This is a genomic window from Caulobacter flavus (assembly GCF_003722335.1).
GTDB lineage: Bacteria > Pseudomonadota > Alphaproteobacteria > Caulobacterales > Caulobacteraceae > Caulobacter > Caulobacter flavus.
This window is the reverse complement of sequence record NZ_CP026100.1, coordinates 4899453-4918918: the sequence shown is the minus strand read 5'-3', so window position 1 is coordinate 4918918 and position 19466 is coordinate 4899453. Positions and strand designations below refer to the sequence as shown.

The 19466-nt window shown below is 68.7% G+C and carries 20 protein-coding genes and 1 tRNA gene; 16 read left to right on the top strand and 5 right to left on the bottom strand.

Annotated features, from left to right (window positions below; all coding sequences use genetic code 11):
* The first annotated feature begins 39 nt into the window (after positions 1–39).
* From plsX to C1707_RS22325, 5 genes are all read left to right on the top strand, one after another.
* The gene (plsX, locus tag C1707_RS22345; RefSeq protein ID WP_101714266.1) at positions 40–1122 is read left to right on the top strand and encodes a phosphate acyltransferase PlsX; all 1083 of its coding nucleotides are present in this window, start codon (positions 40–42) and stop codon (positions 1120–1122) included.
* Positions 1119–2096 (top strand): beta-ketoacyl-ACP synthase III, encoded by a 978-nt coding sequence (locus C1707_RS22340; RefSeq protein WP_101714265.1) that lies wholly within the window; start codon positions 1119–1121, stop codon positions 2094–2096. Before plsX ends, C1707_RS22340 begins: the two co-directional genes overlap by 4 nt.
* Positions 2097–2319: 223 nt before the next feature.
* A complete protein-coding gene (locus tag C1707_RS22335; protein ID WP_058346906.1) occupies positions 2320–2622 on the top strand; it encodes an integration host factor subunit alpha in 303 nt (100 codons plus the stop codon).
* Between the two features lie 12 nt (positions 2623–2634).
* On the top strand, positions 2635–3066 hold the full coding sequence (locus C1707_RS22330; protein ID WP_101714264.1) for a MerR family transcriptional regulator: 432 nt from the start codon (positions 2635–2637) through the stop codon (positions 3064–3066).
* 73 nt (positions 3067–3139) lie between these two features.
* Positions 3140–3216, top strand: a tRNA-Pro gene (locus C1707_RS22325).
* Positions 3217–3289: 73 nt separating this feature from the next.
* Here C1707_RS22325 and C1707_RS22320 read toward each other — a convergent pair.
* On the bottom strand, positions 3290–3532 hold the full coding sequence (locus C1707_RS22320; protein ID WP_240633986.1) for a DUF2842 domain-containing protein: 243 nt from the start codon (positions 3530–3532) through the stop codon (positions 3290–3292).
* Positions 3523–3774: a GlsB/YeaQ/YmgE family stress response membrane protein gene (locus C1707_RS22315; protein WP_058346908.1), complete on the bottom strand. Its 252-nt coding sequence runs from the start codon at positions 3772–3774 to the stop codon at positions 3523–3525. The genes C1707_RS22320 and C1707_RS22315 overlap by 10 nt, the downstream gene beginning before the upstream one ends.
* Before the next feature lie 173 nt (positions 3775–3947).
* Between C1707_RS22315 and C1707_RS22310 the strand changes: the two genes are divergently transcribed.
* The 6 genes from C1707_RS22310 (at position 3948) to C1707_RS22285 (ending at position 11410) form a co-directional block, all read left to right on the top strand.
* A complete protein-coding gene (locus C1707_RS22310; RefSeq protein WP_101714262.1) occupies positions 3948–4979 on the top strand; it encodes a COX15/CtaA family protein in 1032 nt (343 codons plus the stop codon).
* A gap of 82 nt (positions 4980–5061) precedes the next feature.
* Positions 5062–6540, top strand: coding sequence for an alkaline phosphatase (locus C1707_RS22305; protein ID WP_240633793.1), 1479 nt, complete (start codon positions 5062–5064; stop codon positions 6538–6540).
* A gap of 250 nt (positions 6541–6790) precedes the next feature.
* Positions 6791–7264, top strand: a complete 474-nt coding sequence (rplM, locus tag C1707_RS22300; RefSeq protein ID WP_101714261.1) for a 50S ribosomal protein L13 — start codon at positions 6791–6793, stop codon at positions 7262–7264.
* 3 nt (positions 7265–7267) lie between these two features.
* Positions 7268–7741 (top strand): 30S ribosomal protein S9, encoded by a 474-nt coding sequence (gene rpsI / locus C1707_RS22295; RefSeq protein ID WP_101714260.1) that lies wholly within the window; start codon positions 7268–7270, stop codon positions 7739–7741.
* A 165-nt stretch (positions 7742–7906) separates the two neighbouring features.
* Entirely contained in the window at positions 7907–8860 is a 954-nt protein-coding gene (gene argC, locus C1707_RS22290) for an N-acetyl-gamma-glutamyl-phosphate reductase (protein ID WP_101714259.1), read from the top strand.
* A gap of 78 nt (positions 8861–8938) precedes the next feature.
* Positions 8939–11410, top strand: a complete 2472-nt coding sequence (locus C1707_RS22285; protein WP_101714258.1) for a hybrid sensor histidine kinase/response regulator — start codon at positions 8939–8941, stop codon at positions 11408–11410.
* A 15-nt stretch (positions 11411–11425) separates the two neighbouring features.
* Here the strand turns inward: C1707_RS22285 and C1707_RS22280 are convergent, their stop codons facing one another.
* Positions 11426–12040: a DUF1287 domain-containing protein gene (locus tag C1707_RS22280; protein WP_101714257.1), complete on the bottom strand. Its 615-nt coding sequence runs from the start codon at positions 12038–12040 to the stop codon at positions 11426–11428.
* Between the two features lie 58 nt (positions 12041–12098).
* A complete protein-coding gene (gene soxR / locus C1707_RS22275) occupies positions 12099–12557 on the bottom strand; it encodes a redox-sensitive transcriptional activator SoxR (protein ID WP_101714256.1) in 459 nt (152 codons plus the stop codon).
* Positions 12558–12636: 79 nt separating this feature from the next.
* Here soxR and C1707_RS22270 point away from each other — a divergent pair, with 79 nt between their 5' ends.
* Complete coding sequence (locus tag C1707_RS22270; RefSeq protein WP_101714255.1) at positions 12637–13011, top strand: antibiotic biosynthesis monooxygenase; 375 nt, start codon at positions 12637–12639, stop codon at positions 13009–13011.
* Between the two features lie 129 nt (positions 13012–13140).
* Here C1707_RS22270 and phaC read toward each other — a convergent pair whose 3' ends face one another.
* A complete protein-coding gene (phaC, locus tag C1707_RS22265; RefSeq protein WP_164467436.1) occupies positions 13141–15120 on the bottom strand; it encodes a class I poly(R)-hydroxyalkanoic acid synthase in 1980 nt (659 codons plus the stop codon).
* Between the two features lie 94 nt (positions 15121–15214).
* Here phaC and C1707_RS22260 point away from each other — a divergent pair, with 94 nt between their 5' ends.
* The 4 genes from C1707_RS22260 (at position 15215) to glpX (ending at position 19445) form a co-directional block, all read left to right on the top strand.
* Positions 15215–15661 carry a hypothetical protein gene (locus C1707_RS22260; RefSeq protein WP_101714254.1) on the top strand — a complete coding sequence of 149 codons (447 nt, stop codon included), beginning with the start codon at positions 15215–15217 and terminating at the stop codon, positions 15659–15661.
* 107 nt (positions 15662–15768) lie between these two features.
* Positions 15769–16989, top strand: a complete 1221-nt coding sequence (locus tag C1707_RS22255) for an LL-diaminopimelate aminotransferase (RefSeq protein WP_101714253.1) — start codon at positions 15769–15771, stop codon at positions 16987–16989.
* A 142-nt stretch (positions 16990–17131) separates the two neighbouring features.
* On the top strand, positions 17132–18421 hold the full coding sequence (locus C1707_RS22250) for a homoserine dehydrogenase (protein WP_101714252.1): 1290 nt from the start codon (positions 17132–17134) through the stop codon (positions 18419–18421).
* 73 nt (positions 18422–18494) lie between these two features.
* On the top strand, positions 18495–19445 hold the full coding sequence (gene glpX, locus C1707_RS22245) for a class II fructose-bisphosphatase (protein WP_101714251.1): 951 nt from the start codon (positions 18495–18497) through the stop codon (positions 19443–19445).
* Positions 19446–19466: the final 21 nt, after the last annotated feature.

Here is a 19466-nt window from a genome sequence, read left to right as displayed (position 1 = left end):
CGGCCGCGTCGCGACCGTCTAAGGAGTCGATAGCGCCTCGTGCCCAAGCCAGTAGTCATCTCGATCGACGCCATGGGCGGAGATCACGGTCCGTCCGTGGTCGTGCCGGCGCTGGAGATCGCGGCCAAGACCCTGCCCGACGTGCGCTTCCTGCTGCACGGCGACGAGGCCGCGCTGAACGCCGAACTGGCGCGCGCGCCGGCCGCGCGCGCGGTCTGCACCGTCGTCCACACCGACAAGTCCATCGCCATGGACGAGAAGCCTGCCCAGGCCATGCGCCGGGGCAAGGGCTCCAGCCTGTGGAACGCCGTCGAGGCCATTCGCGCGGGCGAGGCCGCAGCCTGCGTCTCGGCCGGCAACACCGGCGCGCTGATGGCGATCTCCAAGCTGATCCTGCGCATGAGCGCCGACCTGGAGCGTCCGGCCATCGTCGCATCGTGGCCGACGATGAAGGGCGTTTCGGCGGTTCTGGACGTCGGCGCCAATGTCGAGAGCGACGCCGAGCAGCTGGTCGAGTTCGCCATCATGGGCGCGGCCTTCCACCACGCGGTGCACGGTTCGGAGCGTCCCACCGTCGGCCTGCTCAACGTCGGCTCCGAGGAGCAGAAGGGCCACGAGGAGGTGCGCGAGGCGCACAGGATCCTGCAGGACAGCCCGCACTTCGACTTCGACTATCGCGGCTTCGTCGAGGGCACCGACATCGCCTACGGCACGGTCGACGTGGTCGTCACCGACGGCTTCACCGGCAATGTCGCGCTGAAGACGGCCGAGGGCCTGGCCCGATTCTTCGGCGCCGAGATCAAGCAGACCCTGACGGCCGGGCCGCTGGCCATGCTGGGCGCGCTGATCGCCTCGGGTTCGCTGAAGAAGATGAAGCAGCGCCTCGACCCGGGCCGGGTCAACGGCGGGCCGCTTCTGGGCCTCAACGGCATCGTGGTGAAGAGCCACGGCGGCGCCGACGCCAACGGCTTCGCCTCGGCCGTGCGCGTGGCGGTGGACCTCGCGCGCAGCGACTTCACCGCCGAGATCGATCGTAATTTGAAGCGTCTGACCGCGGAAAAAGACCAAGCGGCCAAGGACGACGGCGCCGACGGCGCCGAAACCCAGGGAGCCGCCGAGTGAGCGTAGTCCGCAGCGTGGTGACCGGCGTCGGGGCCTACCTGCCGCCGCAGATCGTCACCAACGAAGACCTGTCCAAGATCGTCGACACTTCCGACGAGTGGATCATCGAGCGCACCGGCATCCGCCAGCGCCACAAGGCCGCCGACGACCAGGCCGTGTCCGACCTTGCCGTCGAGGCGGCCAGGCAGGCGCTGGAGCGTGCGGGCAAGAGCCCCGCCGACGTCGACCTGATCATCGTCGCCACCACCACGCCCGACCTGACCTTCCCGGCCACCGCCGCCATCGTGCAGCGCAAGCTGGGCGCGGGCGTCGGCATCGCCTTCGACGTCCAGGCCGTGTGCTCGGGCTTCGTCTATGCCCTGTCGGTGGCCGACGGCTTCATCGCCCGGGGCAACGCCAAGTGCGCCCTGGTGATCGGCGCCGAAGCCATGACCCGCCTGATGGACTGGACCGATCGCGGCACCTGCGTGCTGTTCGGCGACGGCGCCGGCGCGGTCGTGCTGGAGCCGGGCGAAGGGCAGGGGACCACGGCCGATCGCGGCATGCTGGGTTTTGCCTTGCGCGCTGACGGGACCAAGCAGGATCTGCTCTACGTGGACGGCGGTCCGTCGACGACGGGTACGGTGGGCAAGCTGCGGATGCTGGGCAACCAGGTCTTCAAGCACGCGGTGATCAACATCTCCGAGGCCATCCACGCGGCCGCCGAAAAGGCGGGCGTGACCGTTCCGGAAGTCGACTGGTTCATTCCGCACCAGGCCAACCAGCGAATCCTGCAGGGCGTGGCCAATCGCTGCGGCATCGACGAGGACAAGGTTATCTCGACGGTGGCGCTTCACGCCAACACCTCGGCCGCCTCGATTCCCCTGGCCTTCGCGCACGGGGTCGCGGACGGCCGGATCAAGCCGGGCGACCTGCTGCTGCTCGAGGCCATGGGCGGCGGTCTGACGTGGGGCGCCTGCGTCCTGCGCCTTTGATGGTCACGGACCAAGCTTGGCCTTGGGTTGGCGCACGGGCTGCTTCGACATATGAAGTAACCGGCTTGACCCTTTGACTTCATGCGGTATTCGCGGCATGCAGTCTCAAGTTGACGAGGTCTTGTCGCGCGAGATCGGGGCTTTCGTGCGCCCCCTTTCGCGATATCGGACCGATTGGCGCGGGCTGTGCTGAGCTCGCGCATTGAAGCGTATAGGGGGCGTTATGAAGGGTTCGACTTTGACCCGGGCTGACCTCTGCGAGGCTGTCCACGAGGAGGTAGGCCTGACTCGTCAGGATTGCGCCGGTCTCGTTGAGCGCACCCTGGATCTCGTGGCCGAGGCGCTCGAGAAGGGCGAGACGGTCAAGCTTTCCGGATTCGGCGTTTTCCAGGTTCGCGAGAAGCGAGCCCGGATGGGGCGCAATCCCAAGACCGGCGAGCCGGCCGAGATCGAGCCGCGTCGCGTCATCGGCTTCCGGGCCTCGCAGGTGATGAAGGCGCGCATCGACAGCGCCTTGGACGACTAAGGGGTCCGTGCGGTGGCGAAGGGGCCCAACGCCTTCCGCACGATTTCAGAGGCCGCCGAGGAGCTCGGCGTCCCCCAGCACGTCCTGCGTTTCTGGGAGACCAAGTTCTCGTTCATCCGTCCGATGAAGCGGGCCGGCGGGCGACGATTCTACCGTCCGCAGGACATCGCGGTGCTGAACGGCGTACGGGCGCTGCTGCACGCCGACGGCTACACCATCAAGGGCGTCCAGAAGCTGCACCGCGAGCAGGGGGTGGCCCATGTCATCGCCGCGGGTCTGGGCCAGAACGGCGCGGCCTTCCTCGAATCTCCCATGGTCGACGATTTCGGCGATTCGACCGTTTCGGCGGCGCCCAGCCCCGAACAGCGCCGGCGCCTGGTCGAGGCGCTGGACGACCTCACCAGCATCAAGGCCCGTCTGGACGGGCTTTTGACGCGTTCTTGAGGACTGTGGAAAACGCTCAGATTTCCGATTGCCGAGGCGAAGAGCGGCGCCTATAAGGGCGCTCCTTCCGCGTCGGAGCGTGGCGCAGCCTGGTAGCGCACTTGACTGGGGGTCAAGGGGTCGCAGGTTCGAATCCTGTCGCTCCGACCATTCTCTCTCCGGAGAGAACACCGCGGAAGAAACGCAAAGGCCGCCCTTCGGGGCGGCCTTTTTCGTTTCCGGACTAGCGCTGGCCGACGTCCAGCGGTCTGTCGGCCTTGCCCATCCAGGTGATCAGCGGGATGACCGGCAGGACCCAGCCCATTCCCAGCGCCACGAAATAGATCAGGTGCACGGCGCGGTTCAGCGGCAGGTGGTCGTAGAGACTGGTGAACGCCCAGATCCAGCCGAGCAGAATCGCGATCACGCCGATCGAGCCGATCAGCTTGCGCAGTCGCGCGGGGACGAGGGGAGCGCTCACGCGGATCTCCGGAAGAGGCCGAGCACGGCCAGGAACAGGGTAGCGCCGACGGCCGAGACGGCGAGGCTGCCGAGAAAGCCGGGAATGGCCAGGTGCAGGCGCTGGGCGATGAAGGCGCCGATGAACGAGCCGATCACCCCGATCAGCAGCTTGATGAACAGGCTGTGGCGACGGGCCAGGGCCAGATCCGCGATCCAGCCGGCCAGGATGCCGATCACAACGGCGCTGAACACGCCTACGCCGCTCATCTTACTTCCCCCTGGGAACGCGCTGCGCCCCCGCAGCGGGCGCACCATGCCATGCGTGTTCGGCCGCGTCATGACCTCCCTTAAGCGCGGGCCGGGCATGGACAGCGGAGCTGTGGCGGGAGTAGGGGTCTAGCCGCCCCATTTAGGCCCAGAACAGGCGTTTTTTCGGCTTCATGACTTCCTTCCTGCGTTCCGACCGTTCCGGCCCCGTCGCCATCTGGCTGCTCGTCGTGGCGGTGCTGGTCTTCGCCATGGTCGTCGTCGGCGGCGCCACGCGCCTGACCGACTCGGGTCTGTCGATCACCCAGTGGAAGCCGATCATGGGTGCGCTGCCGCCGATGTCGGAGGAGGCCTGGCGGGCCAATTTCGAGCTCTACAAGCAGATCCCCCAGTATCACCTGGTGAACCCCGACATGACGCTGGAGGCCTACAAGGGCATCTTCTGGTGGGAGTGGGCGCACAGGCTGCTGGGACGGGTGGTCGGGATCGCCTTCGCCGTTCCGTTCGTCTTCTTCCTCGTGCGCCGCATGCTGCCGCGCCGCCTGATCTGGCGCTGCGGGGCCATGCTGGCCCTGGGCGGCCTGCAGGGGCTGGTCGGCTGGTGGATGGTCTCCTCGGGGCTTTCCGAGCGCGTCTCGGTCGCGCCTGAGCGGCTGATGGTTCACCTGGGCCTCGCCCTGGCCCTGTTCGTGCTGCTGATCTGGACGGCGCTGGACGCCTGGAACGGCGCGCCGCGCGTCGAGGAGCGCAGCGACTGGCGCGGCTGGGCCCTGGCCTTCCTGGGCGCGGTGTTCTTCCAGAGCCTGCTGGGCGCCCTGGTGGCGGGCAACGACGCCGGCCTCGTCTACAACGACTGGCCGCTGATGAACGGCTCGCTGCTGCCCGACCATTACGCCGGCCACGGTCTCTGGGGCACGCTGGCCCACAGCCAGGGCGCGGTGCAGCTGCATCACCGCCTGATGGCCTACGCCGTGTTCGCCGCCGCGATCGTCATCGCCGCCGGCGCGGCCCGGGCCCGCCGCCTGCCGCACGAGGCCAAGGCGGTCGCCTACGTCCTGTTGGGCGTGGTGACGCTGCAGGCCGGTCTGGGAATCTGGACCCTGATGGCCGCCGTGCCGCTGAGCCTGGGCGTGCTGCACCAGGCCGGCGCCGCCGTGCTGCTGGGCGCGGCCACCGCCTTCGCCTGGCGCGTGCGCCGGCCCTAGCGCCGGTTTCTCCGGCGGCGCTCGAAGAACTGTCACGAAACTCCAGCAGAGCACGCGCGACGTCCCTGCTGGAGATCCCGTCGTGATCCGCGCTTCCTCGTTCCTGGCCGGCGTCTGCGCCTTGGCCTTTCTGCCGGCCTTCGCGAACGCCGCCGACACTTCGCCGGCCCAGACCGCCGATCCGTACTACAAGGCCGGCCAGGCGGCCCTGGCCAAGGCCATGGCGGTGACCCCCAACACGGGACGGGCCAAGAACGTCATCCTGTTCCTCGGCGACGGCATGGGCATCTCGACCGCCGTGGCGGGGCGCATCTACCAGGGCCAGCAGCGCGGCGTGGACGGCGAGTCCAACGCCCTGTCGTTCGAGAAGCTGCCCTGGACCGCGCTCTCCAAGACCTACAGCCACGACACCCAGGTCACCGACAGCGCCGCCGGCATCACCGCCATCACCACCGGCGTGAAGACCCGCAACAAGGTCATCGGACTGACCGGCGAGGCCAAGCCCGAAAGCTGCGCCAGCGAAGCCTCGACCAGCGTCGCAACCATCGCCGAGATGGCGAAGGCCCACGGCCTGTCGGCCGGCGCGGTCACCAACACCCGCATCACCCACGCCACGCCCGCCGGGGCCTACGCCCACACCGCCTATCGCGACTGGGAAGGCGATGGCGACATGCCGGCCGAGGCCCTGAGCGGCGGCTGCAAGGACATCGCCCGCCAGTTGGTCGAGGCGCCCGCGGGCCTTCGCCTGGACGTCGCCCTGGGCGGCGGCCGCTCGCGCTTCCTGCCCGAGGGCAAGGGCGGCAAGCGCGCCGACGGCCGCGACCTGACCGCCGAATGGACCAAGGCCAAGGGGGCGGCCTACGTCGCGACCGCCGATCAGCTGAAGGCTGTCGATCCGGCCAGGACGGGTCCGGTGCTGGGCCTCTTCGCCGGCGAGCACCTGCCCTACGAGGTCGAGCGCCAGATGCTGGGGCAGGGCGTGCCGACCCTGGCCGAGATGGCGACCAAGGCCGTCGACGTGCTGTCGCAGAACCCCAAGGGCTATTTCCTGCTGGTCGAGGGCGGCAAGATCGACATGGGCAGCCACCTCAACAACGCCAAGCGCACCCTGACCGAGACCGCGGCCTTTTCCGACGCCGTCCAGGCCGTTCTCGACAAGGTCGACCTGAAGGACACCCTGGTCATCGTCACCGCCGACCACAGCCACGGCCTGGTGATCTCGGGCTACGCCGCGCGCAACGCCCCGATCCTGGGCCTGGCCGGCAACGAGGGCGAGCCGGTCGTGGCGGGCGACGGCAAGGCCTATACGGTGCTCAGCTTCGCCACCGGCCCGGGCGGCGTCGAGGGGAACAACCTGCGCGCCGACCCCGCCCACGAGGATCTCGACGAGGTCGATTACCACCAGCAGGCCGTCGCCAACCTGCCCAGCGCCGCCCATGCCGGCGAGGACGTCGGCGTCTATGCCGACGGCCCGGGCGCCTATCTCGTCCGCGGCGTGGTGGAGGAGAGCTACATCTTCCAGGTCATGCGCCACGCGTTCGGCTTCGACGCCGCCAAGTAGGCGGGGGAAAAGCCGGGCTGGGAAAGGGCGGGCGGCCTTGGGCGCCCGCCTTTTTCTTTGGCCGGGACGGGATGGCGGCAAAATGCGGTATTTAGATACCGTATCGCGCAAACCCTTGCGCCACAAGGCTTTCCGAACTTTCCGTCGTGCGCAATGTTGACAGGCGGCGAAGCCTTGGGTATCAGCCGCCCCTCACGCGGACGGAACCACTTCCTCGGCTCCCGACGCACAGGAATTACGGATCAATCCCATGCAAAAGACCACGGCTTCCCTGAAGCCCGCCGAGGTCGAGAAGAAGTGGATCGTGGTCGACGCCAAGGACGCCGTTGTCGGCCGTCTGGCGACGTTCATCGCCATGCGTCTTCGCGGCAAGCACCGTCCCGACTACACCCCGCACGTCGACTGCGGCGACTTCGTCGTCGTGATCAACGCCGACAAGGTGAAGTTCACCGGCAAGAAGCTCGACGACAAGGTTTACTACCGTCACACCGGTCACCCGGGCGGCATCAAGGAAACCACCCCGCGCAAGGTGCTGGGCGGTCAATTCCCCGAGCGCGTCCTGAACAAGGCCGTCGAGCGCATGCTGCCCAAGGAGAGCCCGCTGGCTCGCAAGCAGCTGACGCACCTGCTGGTCTACGCCGGCGCCGAGCACCCGCACCAAGCGCAAGCCCCGGAAGTCATCGACTTCGCGGCGCGCAACGTCAAGAACACCCGGAGCCTCTAAGCCATGTCCGAAGCTCAAGGTTTTGACGCGCTGGCCGGCCTGTCCAGCAACCCGCAAGCGGCCGCTCCGGCCGAGCCCAAGATCGACGCTCAAGGCCGCTCGTATGCGACCGGCAAGCGCAAGAACGCCATCGCGCGCGTGTGGATCAAGCCGGGCACCGGCAAGATCACCGTCAACGGTCGTGACCAGGAAGTCTACTTCGCTCGTCCGGTCCTGCGCATGATGATCGCTCAGCCGCTGCAAGTGACCGAGCGCCTCGGCCAGTTCGACGTCGACGTCACCGTCGAAGGTTCGGGCCTGTCGGGTCAAGCCGGCGCCATCCGCCACGGCCTGTCCAAGGCCCTGACCTACTACGAACCGGCCCTGCGCCCGGTCCTGAAGCCGCACGGCTTCCTGACCCGCGACAGCCGCGTCGTCGAGCGTAAGAAGTACGGCAAGGCCAAGGCCCGCCGCAGCTTCCAGTTCTCGAAGCGCTAAGCGCGTCGTCGCACGCGTTTTGGAAGAGGGCGCTTCGGTTATCCGAAGCGCCCTTTTTCTTGTGACTTCCGATCGGGCCGGACAGCGCCCGAACGCATGCGGCCGTCATCGGGCGCTGCAAGACTGGGCCTGGCGTGAAGCGGCCCAGGCCGAGGAGTTGGCACTATGGCGAACACCCCCAAGGTCTTCATCGACGGCGAAGTCGGCACCACCGGCCTGCAGATCCGCGAGCGCCTGATTGGCCGCACCGACCTGCAGCTGATCTCGATCGATCCCGACAAGCGCAAGGATCCGGCCGCGCGCGCCGAGATGCTGAACGCCGCCGACGCCGTGATCCTGTGCCTGCCCGATGATGCGGCCAAGGAGGCCGTCGGCCTGATCGAGAACCCGCTGGTCAAGGTGATCGACGCCTCGAGCGCCCACCGCACCCACGCCGACTGGACCTATGGCTTCGCCGAGCTCGACAAGGAGCAGCGCAAGAAGATCGCCGGCTCCAAGCGCATCTCCAATCCCGGCTGCTACGCCACCGCCGCCGTCAGCCTGACGCGGCCGCTGGTCTCGGCCGGCCTGCTGTCGGCCGACCTGCCGGTCTCGTTCAACGGCGTCTCGGGCTATTCCGGCGGCGGCAAGGCGATGATCGCCGAGTTCGAGGACGAGGCCTCGCCGAACTACACCAAGGTCGCCTACCGCATCTACGGCCTGTCGCTGACCCACAAGCACGTGCCCGAGATCCAGAAGCACGGCGGCCTGCTGACCCGTCCGATCTTCACCCCGGCCGTCGGCCGCTACGCCCAGGGCATGCTGGTCGAGCTGCCGCTGCATCTTGGCCTGCTGGAAGGCTCTTGCTCGCTCGGCGACATCCACGCCGCCCTGGCCGCCCACTACAAGGGCGAGGCCTTCGTCGAGGTGGCGTCGCTGGACGAGGCCAAGTCGCTGGCCACGCTCGATCCCGAAGGCCTGAACGGCACCAACCGCATCAAGCTCTTCGTGTTCGGCTCGGACACCAGCGGCCAGGCTCGTCTCGTGGCCCTGCTCGACAACCTGGGCAAGGGCGCATCGGGCGCCGCCGTCCAGAACCTGAACCTGTCCCTGGGCCTGGACGAGAAGGCCGGGCTCTAGCCCAAGCCTCGCGAACACCGCCGTGGGAGCCTTTCCCGCGGCGGGGCGTTTTCCCTCAGCTTGACCGGGGGAGGCTGGATGTCCATCGACCGAGACGCCGTCCTGACCCGAATCTTCCCGGGCGACAGCGAGATGGCCCGCCGCATGCGCGAGGCCGACTGGTCGGCGACGCCGCTGGGTGCGCCCGAAACCTGGCCCTCCGGCCTGGCCGCCCCCCTGGCCATGATGCTGACCTCGCGCTTCGAGATGTGGCTCGGCTGGGGGCGGGACCTGCATTTCTTCTACAACGACGCCTACATCCCGACGCTGGGGATCAAGCATCCCCATGCGCTGGGCACGCCCTTCCGCGAGGTCTGGCGCGAGGTCTATGCCGACGTGGAGGCCCAGGTTCACTCGGTGATGGTCGAGGGGCTGCCCACCTGGAACAAGGCCTTGCTGCTGCTGCTCGAGCGCAGCGGCTATCCCGAGGAGACCTATCACACGTTCTCCTACAGTCCGCTGCGCGACGGCGACGCGATCCGGGGTCTGATGTGCATCGTCACCGAGGAAACCGAGCGCGTGATAAGCGAGCGGCGGCTGGACACGGTGCGCCGGCTCGGGGAGTGTCTGATCGGCGCGGTCAGCCAGGAGGCTGTGCTGCAGGGCATATGCGACGCCCTGGCGACCAACACCGAGGACTTTCCATTCGCCCTGGCCTATGTCCGCGATCCGCTAGGCGGCCTGGTGGGCTGCGCGGCCACCGACGAGGCGCGCGACCTGCTGCGCCGGCCCTGGCCGCTGGAAGAGGGCGCCGACGGGGGGCTGGACTACCCGCTCGACGACGGCGCGGCCTATCCGACCGGCGCCTGGGCGATCCCGCCGTCGCGCGCGCTGATCCTGCCGATACCCGGTCCCCATGGGCCGGCCGCCACCCTGGTCCTGGGACTCAATCCCCACCGCCGCGGCGACGATGGTCTGCACGACCTGGCAAACCTGGTCGCCGACCGCGCCGCCGGCGCCTTCGCCCAGGCCCACAGCGTGGAGGCCGAACGCCGGCGCTCGGATCGCATCTGGACCAACGCCCGGGATCTGATGGTGGTGGTGGACGGGGACGGGATCTTCCGATCGGTCAGCCCGGCCTGGACCCGGATCCTCGGCCATGCCGTCGAGGAGGTGGTCGGCATGCCCATGTCGGCCTTCGTCATGCCCGACGAACTCGACGCCACCTATGTCGCGCACGGCAGCATCATGGACGGCGCCCAGGTCACGGGTTTCGAGAACCGATACCGCACCAAGGATGGCGATTGGCGCTGGATCTCCTGGAACACCGCCTTCGAGGACGGACTGATCTACGGCTACGGCCGCGACGTCACCGACGAGAAGCAGCAGTCGCGCCAGCTCAAGCAGGCCGAGGAGGCGCTGCGTCACGCCCAGAAGATGGAGGCGATCGGCCAGCTGACCGGCGGCGTGGCCCACGACTTCAACAACCTTTTGACCGTCATCCGTTCGTCGGCTGACCTCCTGCGCAGCCGCGACCTGCCGCCCGACCGCCGCCGGCGCTATGTCGACGCCATATCCGACACCGCCGACCGCGCGGCCCGACTGACCAGCCAGCTGCTGTCGTTCTCTCGGCGGCAGGCCCTCAAGCCCGAACGCTTCAACGTCGCGGCCAAGGTCGCGGCGCTCGGCGACATGCTCCGCTCGGTGCTCGGCGCACGCATGCGGCTTGAAGTCGTCGTCGACTGCGAGGACTGCGTCGTCGAGGCCGACGCCAACCAGTTCGAGACCGCGCTGATCAACCTAACGGTCAACGCGCGCGACGCCATGGACAGCGAAGGCCGGCTGGCCCTTCGCATCGACGCCAGCGAGACCATTCCCGCCATTCGCGGCCATGCCGCCAGCCAGGGCGACTTCGTCACCGTCTCGGTGATCGACGAGGGGGCGGGGATCGCCGAGGAGGCCCTGGTCAAGATCTTCGAGCCGTTCTTCACCACAAAGGAGGTGGGGCGCGGCACCGGCCTGGGCCTCAGCCAGGTCTACGGTTTCGCCAAGCAGTCGGGCGGCGACGTGGCGGTCGACAGCCAGCCAGGGCAGGGGGCGACCTTCACCCTGTTCCTGCCCAGGACGCGCGAGGTGATCGTCCCGGTCCGCCGCGTCCCGCCGCCGTCGCGCGCGCGCCACGAGGGCCGCGTCCTAGTCGTCGAGGACAACGCCGCGATCGGCGAGTTCGCCACCCAGCTGCTGCGCGACCTCGGCTACCAGACCGAATGGGCCGCCAACGCCGCCGAGGCGCTGGAGCGGCTCGAGGCCGGCGGCCATTTCGACGTGGTGTTCAGCGACGTGGTCATGCCGGGCCTGGGCGGCGTCGAGCTGGCCCGATTCGTCGAGCAGCGCTGGCCCGACCTGCCGGTGATCCTAACCAGCGGCTACAGCCACGTGCTGGCCACGGACGCGCGGCACGGCTTTCCGCTGCTGCACAAGCCCTATTCGGTGGAGGAGCTGTCGCACATCCTGCGGCAGGTGGCCGGACGGGCCGCGCGTCCCGCGCCCAGGATCGGCACGACGGGGTAGCGGAAGACCGCCGCGTCACGCCCGCCAGCGGTAGTGGCCGGCCGGCTTGTGGAGCTTGAAGATCCACAGCGCTTCCTCGCGGGCGCCGGCGCCGATGTTGTGCACTACGCGCACCCTCTCGGGACCCTGCACCACCACGCCGATGTGCGGCCGGCCGTTGCCGAACAGCCGCCAGGTCAGCACGTCGCCGGGCTCGGGATCGGCGAAGCCGTCGCCCGAGCGCGCGGCCTGGCTGGCGCGCAGCCGGGCGCCCTGACGGTCCAGATAGGTCTCCAGGTTCAGCACCCGGCGATGGTCGATGTTGGCGTCGGCGCTCTTCTGGCCCCACGCGCGCTTGGCCGGGTAGGCGGAAAAGGCGCGGCTCATGTCGGCATGGACGCGCTCCTGAAGGTCCACGTTCCAGGCGTCGCGGGCGGCCCGCACCAGCACGTCGGAGCATACGCCGGTGGATCGCAGCACGTCGCCCCGGGGGTAGCTGATCGCCCGGTAGCTGGGATCATAGTCCAGGGTCACGCCCACCTGCGTCCGCGCGGCCTGGGCCAGTTTCAGGCCGTCGCCGCGCGCGGCGGCGCCCAGCCAGGGAGCGGCGGCCAGCAGGCTCAGGGCTGTGCGGCGAGAGAGGTCGAGCATGTCGCCAAGCTCCGCCGTGATCGGGGCGAGTTTTGGGCGAACATCGATCTTCGCGATGTCAAATTTCATCCAGGAGGCGAGGGCCGGGGCCTTCGGCGGCCAGTTGGTCGCGCGGATTGCGCAGCGGGCAGATGGTGAGCGACAGGCAGCCGCAGCCGATACAGTCGTCCAGCTGGTCGCGCAGTTGGGTCAGGCGGCGGATGCGGGCGTCGAGATCCTCGCGCCAGGCCGCCGAAAGGTCGCGCCAGTTCTCCTGGCTGGGCGCGCGGTCGTCGGGCAGGGCGGCCAGGGCCGCCTTGATCTCGTTCAGCGGCATGCCGGTGCGCTGGGCGACCTTGATGATCGCCACCCGTCGCAGCATGCCGCGCGGATAGCGCCGCTGGTTGCCTTCGGTGCGCAGGCTGCGGATCAAGCCCTTGGCCTCGTAGAAGTGCAGGGCCGACACCGCCACGCCAGCCCGCTTGGCCAGTTCGCCGACGCTCAGGGTCTGGAAGGTGGAGGGGCAGGTGTCGGACATCGGTGCTTGACCTCAAGTTTGCTTGAGGTTTTACAGGAAGGGCTCCGCAACCGGCAACGCCCTTCCTGGAGCGCCTCTCATGACTTTCGCCGCCGCCACGACCGCCGTCGCAGCCGCCGCCATCTCCATGCCCGTCCGAGCGCGGATCGAGCGGCCCGAACCGGTGGTCAGCATCAGCGTCATCCGGCCCAGGGAGGGGCAGTACGAGGCGTTCCTCGAGCTGCAGCTAGCCCAGCACCATCGGCTGCGCGGCAAGGTGAAGGGCCTGCGCGGCGCGCGCCTGTTCCGCTCTGCTGAGGGGCTGGTGCTGATCTCGGTGTTCGACACCCAGGCGGACGCGGACGCCTTCCGCCAGGATCCGCGCTTCACCGATCACATGGCCCGCGTGCGGCCGCTGATCGAGAAGTCCGAGGCGGCGGTGTTTTCCGAGGCCTATGCGGTGGGGGCGATCTAGTCGTCTTGCGGCGACCCCCTCCGGCCCTCCGGGCCACCTCCCCCAGAGGGGAAGGATCTACGCCTTCAGATGCTCCCCCTCTGGGCGAGCTGTCGCGGCGCGACTGAGGGGGCCGCCGCGGGCGGCTGTCTAAGCAGCCGCTTCGGCGTTCGAGCGCACCCGCACGAAGCTGCCCGGGGCGTCCTCGAAGGCCTTCAGCGGGCCCTTGGACGGATCGCGGGCCGGGACCAGCTTTCCGGACTTGGCCTTCAGCCACTGCGCCCAGTGCGGCCACCACGAGCCGGGGTGCTCGACCGCGCCGGCGATCCAGCCGTCGACCGAGCCGGGCAGGTGCTCGTTGGTCCAGTGCTGGTACTTCCTGGCGTCGGGATGGTTGATCACACCGGCGATGTGTCCCGAGCCGGCCATGGTGAAGGTCACCGGCCCGCCGAAGGCCCGAGCGCCGCGATAGACGCTGCGATAGGGGGCGATGTGGTCGTCCTTCGACGACTGCACGTAGATCGGCGTCTTCACCTTCGACAGGTCCAGCACCTCGCCGCCCAGCGTCAGGCGGCCGTGGGTCAGGTTGTTGTCCTTGTAGAAGTTGCGCAGGTAGAACAGGTGCAGCGACTTGGGCATCCGCGTCTGGTCGGCGTTCCAGAACAGCAGGTCGAACGGACGCGGCTCCTTGCCCATCAGATAGTTGTTGATGAAGAACGACCAGATCAGGTCGTTGCCGCGCAGCGCGTTGAAGGTGTCGGCCATCGACTGGCTGGGCAGGAAGCCGCCCTGCTGGTCCATCCTGGCCTCGATCTCCTTCAGCCAGGCCTCGTCGGTGAACAGCAGCAGGTCGCCGGCCTCGGCGAAGTCCTGCTGGGCGGCGAAGAAGGTGGCCGAGTTGATGCGCTTGTCGCCCTTGGCGGCCATGTGGGCCAGGGCGCACGACAGCAGCGTGCCGCCGATGCAGTAGCCGACCGTGTTGACCCGATCGACGCCGCACTGGGTCATGACCTGCTGGCTGGCGTCGTAGATGCCTTCCAGCATGTAGTCTTCGAAGGTCTTGGCGGCCAGGCGGGTGTCGGGATTGACCCACGAGGCGACGAACACCGTGAAGCCCTGGCCGGTCAGCCAGCGGATCATCGAGTTCTCGGGCCGAAGGTCGAGGATGTAGAACTTGTTGATCCACGGCGGGAAGATCAGCAGCGGGATCTCGTGCTGCTGCTCGGTGGCCGGGTCGAACTGGATCAGCTGCAGGATGTCGTTCTGGTAGACCACCTTGCCTGGAGCGGTGGCGACGTTCTCGCCGACCTTGAACTTGGCCAGGTCGGTCTGGCTGATGGCCAGCTGGCCGCCGCCGCGCTCCAGGTCGGCGGCGAAGTTCTCCATGCCGCGCTTCAGGCTCTCGCCGTTGGTGTGCATCACCTCGCGCAGCGCCGCGGGGTTGGAGATCAGGAAGTTCGACGGCGAGAAGGCGTCGGTCAGCATCTTGGTGAAGAACTCGACGCGGCGCTTGGACTGCGGGTCGACGTTCTCGGCCTGGGCGACCAGGCCGTTCAGCCAGTTCGACGTCAGCAGGTAGGACTGCTTCATCATGTCGAACACGGGGTTGGACACCCAGTCGGGATCGGAGAAGCGCTTGTCGCCGTGGGCGGGGGCGACGACCGGCTTGGACTCCTCGCCGACGGCGCGGCGGGCGGCGGACTGCCACAACTCCATGTAGCCGCTGAAGAGGTCGGCCTGGGCGCGCAGCAGCCGGTCGGGCTGCGAAGCCAGGCTGCCGATCACCTCGTTGAGGGCCGGGGCGACGTGGAACGGGTCGGGCGACAGGGCCGCGGGCCGGTCGGCCTGGCGCAGGGCCGCCTCGGCGATGGCGCCCTGGGCGGTGACGGCCGCGCGGGCGAGGTTGGCCGAGAGGGCCTCCATCATCCGCCGCTGCTCCTCGGTGAGCAGAGAGGCGAAGTCGGGGCCCGCGCCGGCTTGTGCGGCCGATTCGGGCTTGGGGTCGGCTTCGGGCGGCGGAGGAGGGGGTTTTGGCGTGGCGGCGGCCGTCTTGCGCGGTGCGGAGGGCTTGCGGGGCTTCGCCGCTGTCTTGACGCCCTTGCCCGCGTCCTTGCCGTCGCTCTTGGCCATGCGCGTTCCTTCCGCCTGAATGTCGCTTATCGACCGCCGATTCTCGTTCGGCGCCTTCCGCTCGCCGCGATCATCGCATAAGACCTGAGACAAGATGAACGGCCAAACCGGTAAAATCGTACGTTTCGGCGCCTCGCTGGCGGTCCTCGCGACCGTGCTGTCGGCCTGCGCCTCGTCGCCGTTCACGCCGCCGCCGGTCGACGCCACCTCGCCGGTGGCCGCCGCCGCCGAAGCGGCCGGCAAGGAGCGGGGCAAGGTTCCGAGCCTGGCCGGCATTCCGGCCGTGCCGACCGATATTCCCAAGCCCGGCGAGTACAAGGCCCAGGTCCAGGCCGAGCAGGCCGCGGCCGCTCAGCTCCGTCGCGACACCGCGCCGGACACCTTCGCCCTGACCGACACCGAAGGCTTCGCCGCCCGCGCCCAGCGCGCCGCCCGCGTTCCGCCGTCGGAAATCCCGACCGTGGCCGATCGCGCCGAGACCGAAGCCTTCGCCAAGGCCGCTCGTGGCCGAGCTACCCCGCCTCCGTCCAAGCCCCAATAGGGCGACGGAGGCATAATTTTCCTTGAACTGGCTTGGCTATGCCCCGCTCGGGGTCTATCCATGCCCGACTTTTCGCTCCTGCAGCGCCAGAGGGCGCACGAGCCATCATGACCGCCGACTTTCACCGTATCCGTCGCCTGCCGCCTTACGTCTTCGAAGAGGTCAACCGCATCAAGGCTCGCCTGCGCGGCCAGGGCGTCGACATCATCGACTTCGGCATGGGCAACCCGGACATGCCCACGCCCAAGCACATCGTCGACAAGCTGATCGAGACCTCGCGCGATCCGCGGGCCGGCCGCTATTCGGCGTCGAAGGGCATTCCGGGCCTGCGCAAGGCCATGGCCGGCTACTACGAGCGCCGCTTCGGCGTGAAGCTGAACCCCGACACCGAGGTGATCTCGACCCTGGGCTCGAAGGAAGGCTTCGCCAATCTCGCCCAGGCCCTGACGGCGCCCGGCGACGTCATCATCTGCCCGAACCCGGCCTATCCGATCCACGCCTTCGGCTTCATCATGGCCGGCGGCGTCATCCGCCACGTGCCGGCGCTGAGCCCCGAGCAGTACCTGTCCAACATCAGCCGCGCGGTGAAGCACTCGGTGCCGCCGCCCAGCGTGCTGATCCTGTCCTATCCGTCGAACCCGACCGCCCAGACCGTCGACCTCGACTTCTACAAGGACGCCGTGGCGCTCGCGAAGAAGCACGACCTGCTGGTCATCAGCGACGTGGCCTACGGCGAGATCTATTTCGAGGACAACCCGCCGCCGTCGATCCTGCAGGTCGAGGGCGCCAAGGACATCGCCGTCGAGGTCAACTCGCTGTCGAAGACCTACGCCATGGCCGGCTGGCGCGTGGGCATGGTGGTCGGCAACGCCCGCATCTGCGCGGCCCTGGCCCGCGTGAAGTCCTATCTCGACTACGGCGCCTACACCCCGGTGCAGGTGGCCGCCGCCGCCGCGCTGAACGGTCCGCAGGACTGCGTCGAGGAAATCCGCGGCATCTATAAGGGCCGCCGCGACACCCTGGTCTCGTCGATGAAGCGCGCTGGCTGGGACATCCCCAACCCGCCGGCCTCGATGTTCGCCTGGGCGAAGATTCCGCCGCAGTTCGAGGCCGCCGGCTCGATGCTGTTCTCGCGTCTGCTGATCGAGGAGGCCGGCGTCGCCGTCGCCCCGGGCATCGGCTTTGGCGAATACGGCGAGGGCTATGTCCGCATCGGCCTCGTCGAGAACGAGCACCGCATCAAGCAGGCCGCGCGCAACGTGAAGAAGTTCATCGCCAACGCCGACCAGATCCTGGCCAAGGCTCACAACGGCTTCGAACAGGCCTGATCCCGAACGAACCTTCTCGTCCTCCGACAGGCTCGGGGGCGGGGAGTTCACCGTACGCCGACCAAACTGGCCCTCGGCCTTCGGACCATCGAAGGACGAGGGCGGCCCCGCCAGGGCCACCCGGACCACGAGGAACCGCACCATGACTCAGAAAACCTGGCGCGTCGGCGTCGCCGGCCTCGGAACCGTCGGCGGCGGCCTCCTGCAGTTCCTGGCCCAACGGCCGGACTTCGCGCCCGCCGGCGACCGCGCCGAGGTGGTCGCCGTCTCGGCCCGCTCGAAGTCGCGTCCGCGCACGGTCGACATTTCGGGCCTGGAATGGTTCGACGACCCGGTCGCTCTGGCCAGTTCGCCCAACGTCGACCTGTTCGTCGAACTGGTCGGCGGCAGCGACGGCCCGGCCAAGGCCGCCGTCGAGGCGGCCCTGAAGCTGGGCAAGCCCGTCGTCACCGCCAACAAGGCGCTGATCGCCGAGCACGGCGCCGAACTGGCCGCCCTGGCCGAGGCCAACGACGTTCCGCTGCTGTTCGAAGCCGCCGTCATGGGCGGCACGCCGGCGGTCAAGATGCTGCGCGAGGCCATGGTCGGCGACGACGTCGTCTCGGTGGCCGGCATCCTCAACGGTACCTGCAACTACATCCTCTCCGAAATGGAGAAGACCGGCCGCGACTTCGGCGACGTGCTGCGCGAAGCCCAGGCCCTGGGCTACGCCGAGGCCGATCCGACCATGGACGTCGGCGGTTTCGACGCCGGACACAAGATCACCATCCTGGCCGCCCTGGCCTTCGGCTGCGCGCCCAACTACGAGGCCGCCGAGATCGAGGGCATCAGCGAGGTCGAGCTTCTCGACATCAAGCTGGCCAAGGACCTTGGCTACCGCATCAAGCTGATCGCTGGCACGTCCAAGACCGACGACGGCGTGGCCGTTAAGGTCCATCCGACCCTGATCCCGCTGGAGCACCCTCTGGCCCAGGCCGGCGGCGCTCTCAACGCGCTGTTCATCGAGGGCACGCGGATCGGCCGCATCTTCATCCAGGGCCCGGGCGCGGGCGCGGGTCCGACCGCCGCGGCCGTCGCCGCCGACATCGCCGACGTGATGACCAAGGCCGCGCGCCCGGTGTTCCAGGCTCCGGCCGGCGCGCTGAAGCCGTTCGTCGTCGTCGATCCGGCCAGGTCGGTGGGCAAGGCCTACCTGCGGGTCATGGTCCGCGACGTGCCCGGCGCCATCGCCGCGATCTCCGAAACCCTGGCCGAATGCGGCGTTTCGATCGACGCCTTCCTGCAGAAGCCCGTGGAAGGGGCGGGCGGCGTGCCGATCGTGCTCGTCACTCATGCGACTCCGGAATCCAAGCTGCTCGACGCGATTAGCCGCATCGAAAAGCTGCAGGCCGTGCTAGAGCGTCCCCGTCTTCTGCGCGTCGCGCGCAACTAGAGATCACCGAATAGAGTGGTCCAGGTGTTGAAGACATTGGGAAATTAGCCTCGCCACGGGCTGGGAGACACTGATGAGTTCCAACACCCTGGACCGTTCTCTGGTCCTGGATGCGGTCCGGGTGACCGAAGCCGCCGCCATCGCGTCTTGGACCATGGTGGGCCGGGGTGACGAGATGGCCGCCGACCAGGCGGCCGTCGACGCCATGCGCAACGCGCTGAACGACCTTTCCATCGACGGCGAGATCGTCATCGGCGAGGGCGAGCGCGACGAGGCGCCGATGCTCTACATCGGCGAGAAGGTGGGCCGTGGCGGCCCGACCGTCGACATCGCCCTGGACCCGCTGGAAGGCACCACCCTGACCGCCAAGGCCATGCCCAACGCGCTGGCCGTCATGGCCTGGGCGCCCAAGGGCACGCTGCTAAACGCTCCCGACACCTACATGGACAAGATCGCCTGCGGGCCGGGCTATCCCGCCGGGGTGATCGACCTCGACAAGTCGCCGGCCGACAACGTCAAGGCGCTGGCCGCCGCCAAGGGCGTCGAGCCCTCGCAGATCACCGTCTGCGTGCTGGACCGTCCGCGCCACGCCGAGATCATCGCCTCGGTCCGCTCGGTGGGCGCGCGCGTCAACCTGATCACCGACGGCGACGTCGCCGGCGTGATCAACACCGCCGATCCGGCCACCGGCATCGACCTCTATCTCGGTTCCGGCGGCGCGCCCGAAGGGGTGTTGGCCTGTGCGGCGCTGAAGTGCGTGGGCGGCCAGTTCCAGGGCCGTCTCGTGTTCCGCAACGCCGACGAGCGCGCCCGCGCCGCGCGCTGGGGCGTCACCGAGTTCGACAAGAAGTACGACCTGCACGAGATCGTGCGGGCCGACGCCATCTTCGCCGCCACCGGCGTCACCTCCGGCGCCCTGCTGGACGGGGTGGGGTTCAAGGACGGCTTCGTCCACACCCACAGCCTGGTGATGAATTCCTCGACCGGGGCCGTGCGCGAAGTGCGCATGAAGCGCCGGGTCTAGGCTATCTCGGGCCGGTTTCGA

Excerpts from the sequence above, each read along its gene's own strand:
- C1707_RS22310 (WP_101714262.1), top strand. The coding sequence starts at position 3,948 with ATGACTTCCTTCCTGCGTTCCGACCGTTCCGGCCCCGTCGCCATCTGG.
- C1707_RS22315 (WP_058346908.1), bottom strand. The coding sequence starts at position 3,774 with ATGAGCGGCGTAGGCGTGTTCAGCGCCGTTGTGATCGGCATCCTGGCC.
- C1707_RS22280 (WP_101714257.1), bottom strand. The coding sequence starts at position 12,040 with ATGCTCGACCTCTCTCGCCGCACAGCCCTGAGCCTGCTGGCCGCCGCT.
- rpsI (WP_101714260.1), top strand. The coding sequence starts at position 7,268 with ATGTCCGAAGCTCAAGGTTTTGACGCGCTGGCCGGCCTGTCCAGCAAC.
- phaC (WP_164467436.1), bottom strand. The coding sequence starts at position 15,120 with ATGGCCAAGAGCGACGGCAAGGACGCGGGCAAGGGCGTCAAGACAGCG.
- C1707_RS22250 (WP_101714252.1), top strand. The coding sequence starts at position 17,132 with ATGACTCAGAAAACCTGGCGCGTCGGCGTCGCCGGCCTCGGAACCGTC.
- C1707_RS22270 (WP_101714255.1), top strand. The coding sequence starts at position 12,637 with ATGACTTTCGCCGCCGCCACGACCGCCGTCGCAGCCGCCGCCATCTCC.
- soxR (WP_101714256.1), bottom strand. The coding sequence starts at position 12,557 with ATGTCCGACACCTGCCCCTCCACCTTCCAGACCCTGAGCGTCGGCGAA.
- glpX (WP_101714251.1), top strand. The coding sequence starts at position 18,495 with ATGAGTTCCAACACCCTGGACCGTTCTCTGGTCCTGGATGCGGTCCGG.
- argC (WP_101714259.1), top strand. The coding sequence starts at position 7,907 with ATGGCGAACACCCCCAAGGTCTTCATCGACGGCGAAGTCGGCACCACC.
- C1707_RS22285 (WP_101714258.1), top strand. The coding sequence starts at position 8,939 with ATGTCCATCGACCGAGACGCCGTCCTGACCCGAATCTTCCCGGGCGAC.
- C1707_RS22255 (WP_101714253.1), top strand. The coding sequence starts at position 15,769 with ATGACCGCCGACTTTCACCGTATCCGTCGCCTGCCGCCTTACGTCTTC.
- C1707_RS22260 (WP_101714254.1), top strand. The coding sequence starts at position 15,215 with ATGAACGGCCAAACCGGTAAAATCGTACGTTTCGGCGCCTCGCTGGCG.
- C1707_RS22335 (WP_058346906.1), top strand. The coding sequence starts at position 2,320 with ATGAAGGGTTCGACTTTGACCCGGGCTGACCTCTGCGAGGCTGTCCAC.
- rplM (WP_101714261.1), top strand. The coding sequence starts at position 6,791 with ATGCAAAAGACCACGGCTTCCCTGAAGCCCGCCGAGGTCGAGAAGAAG.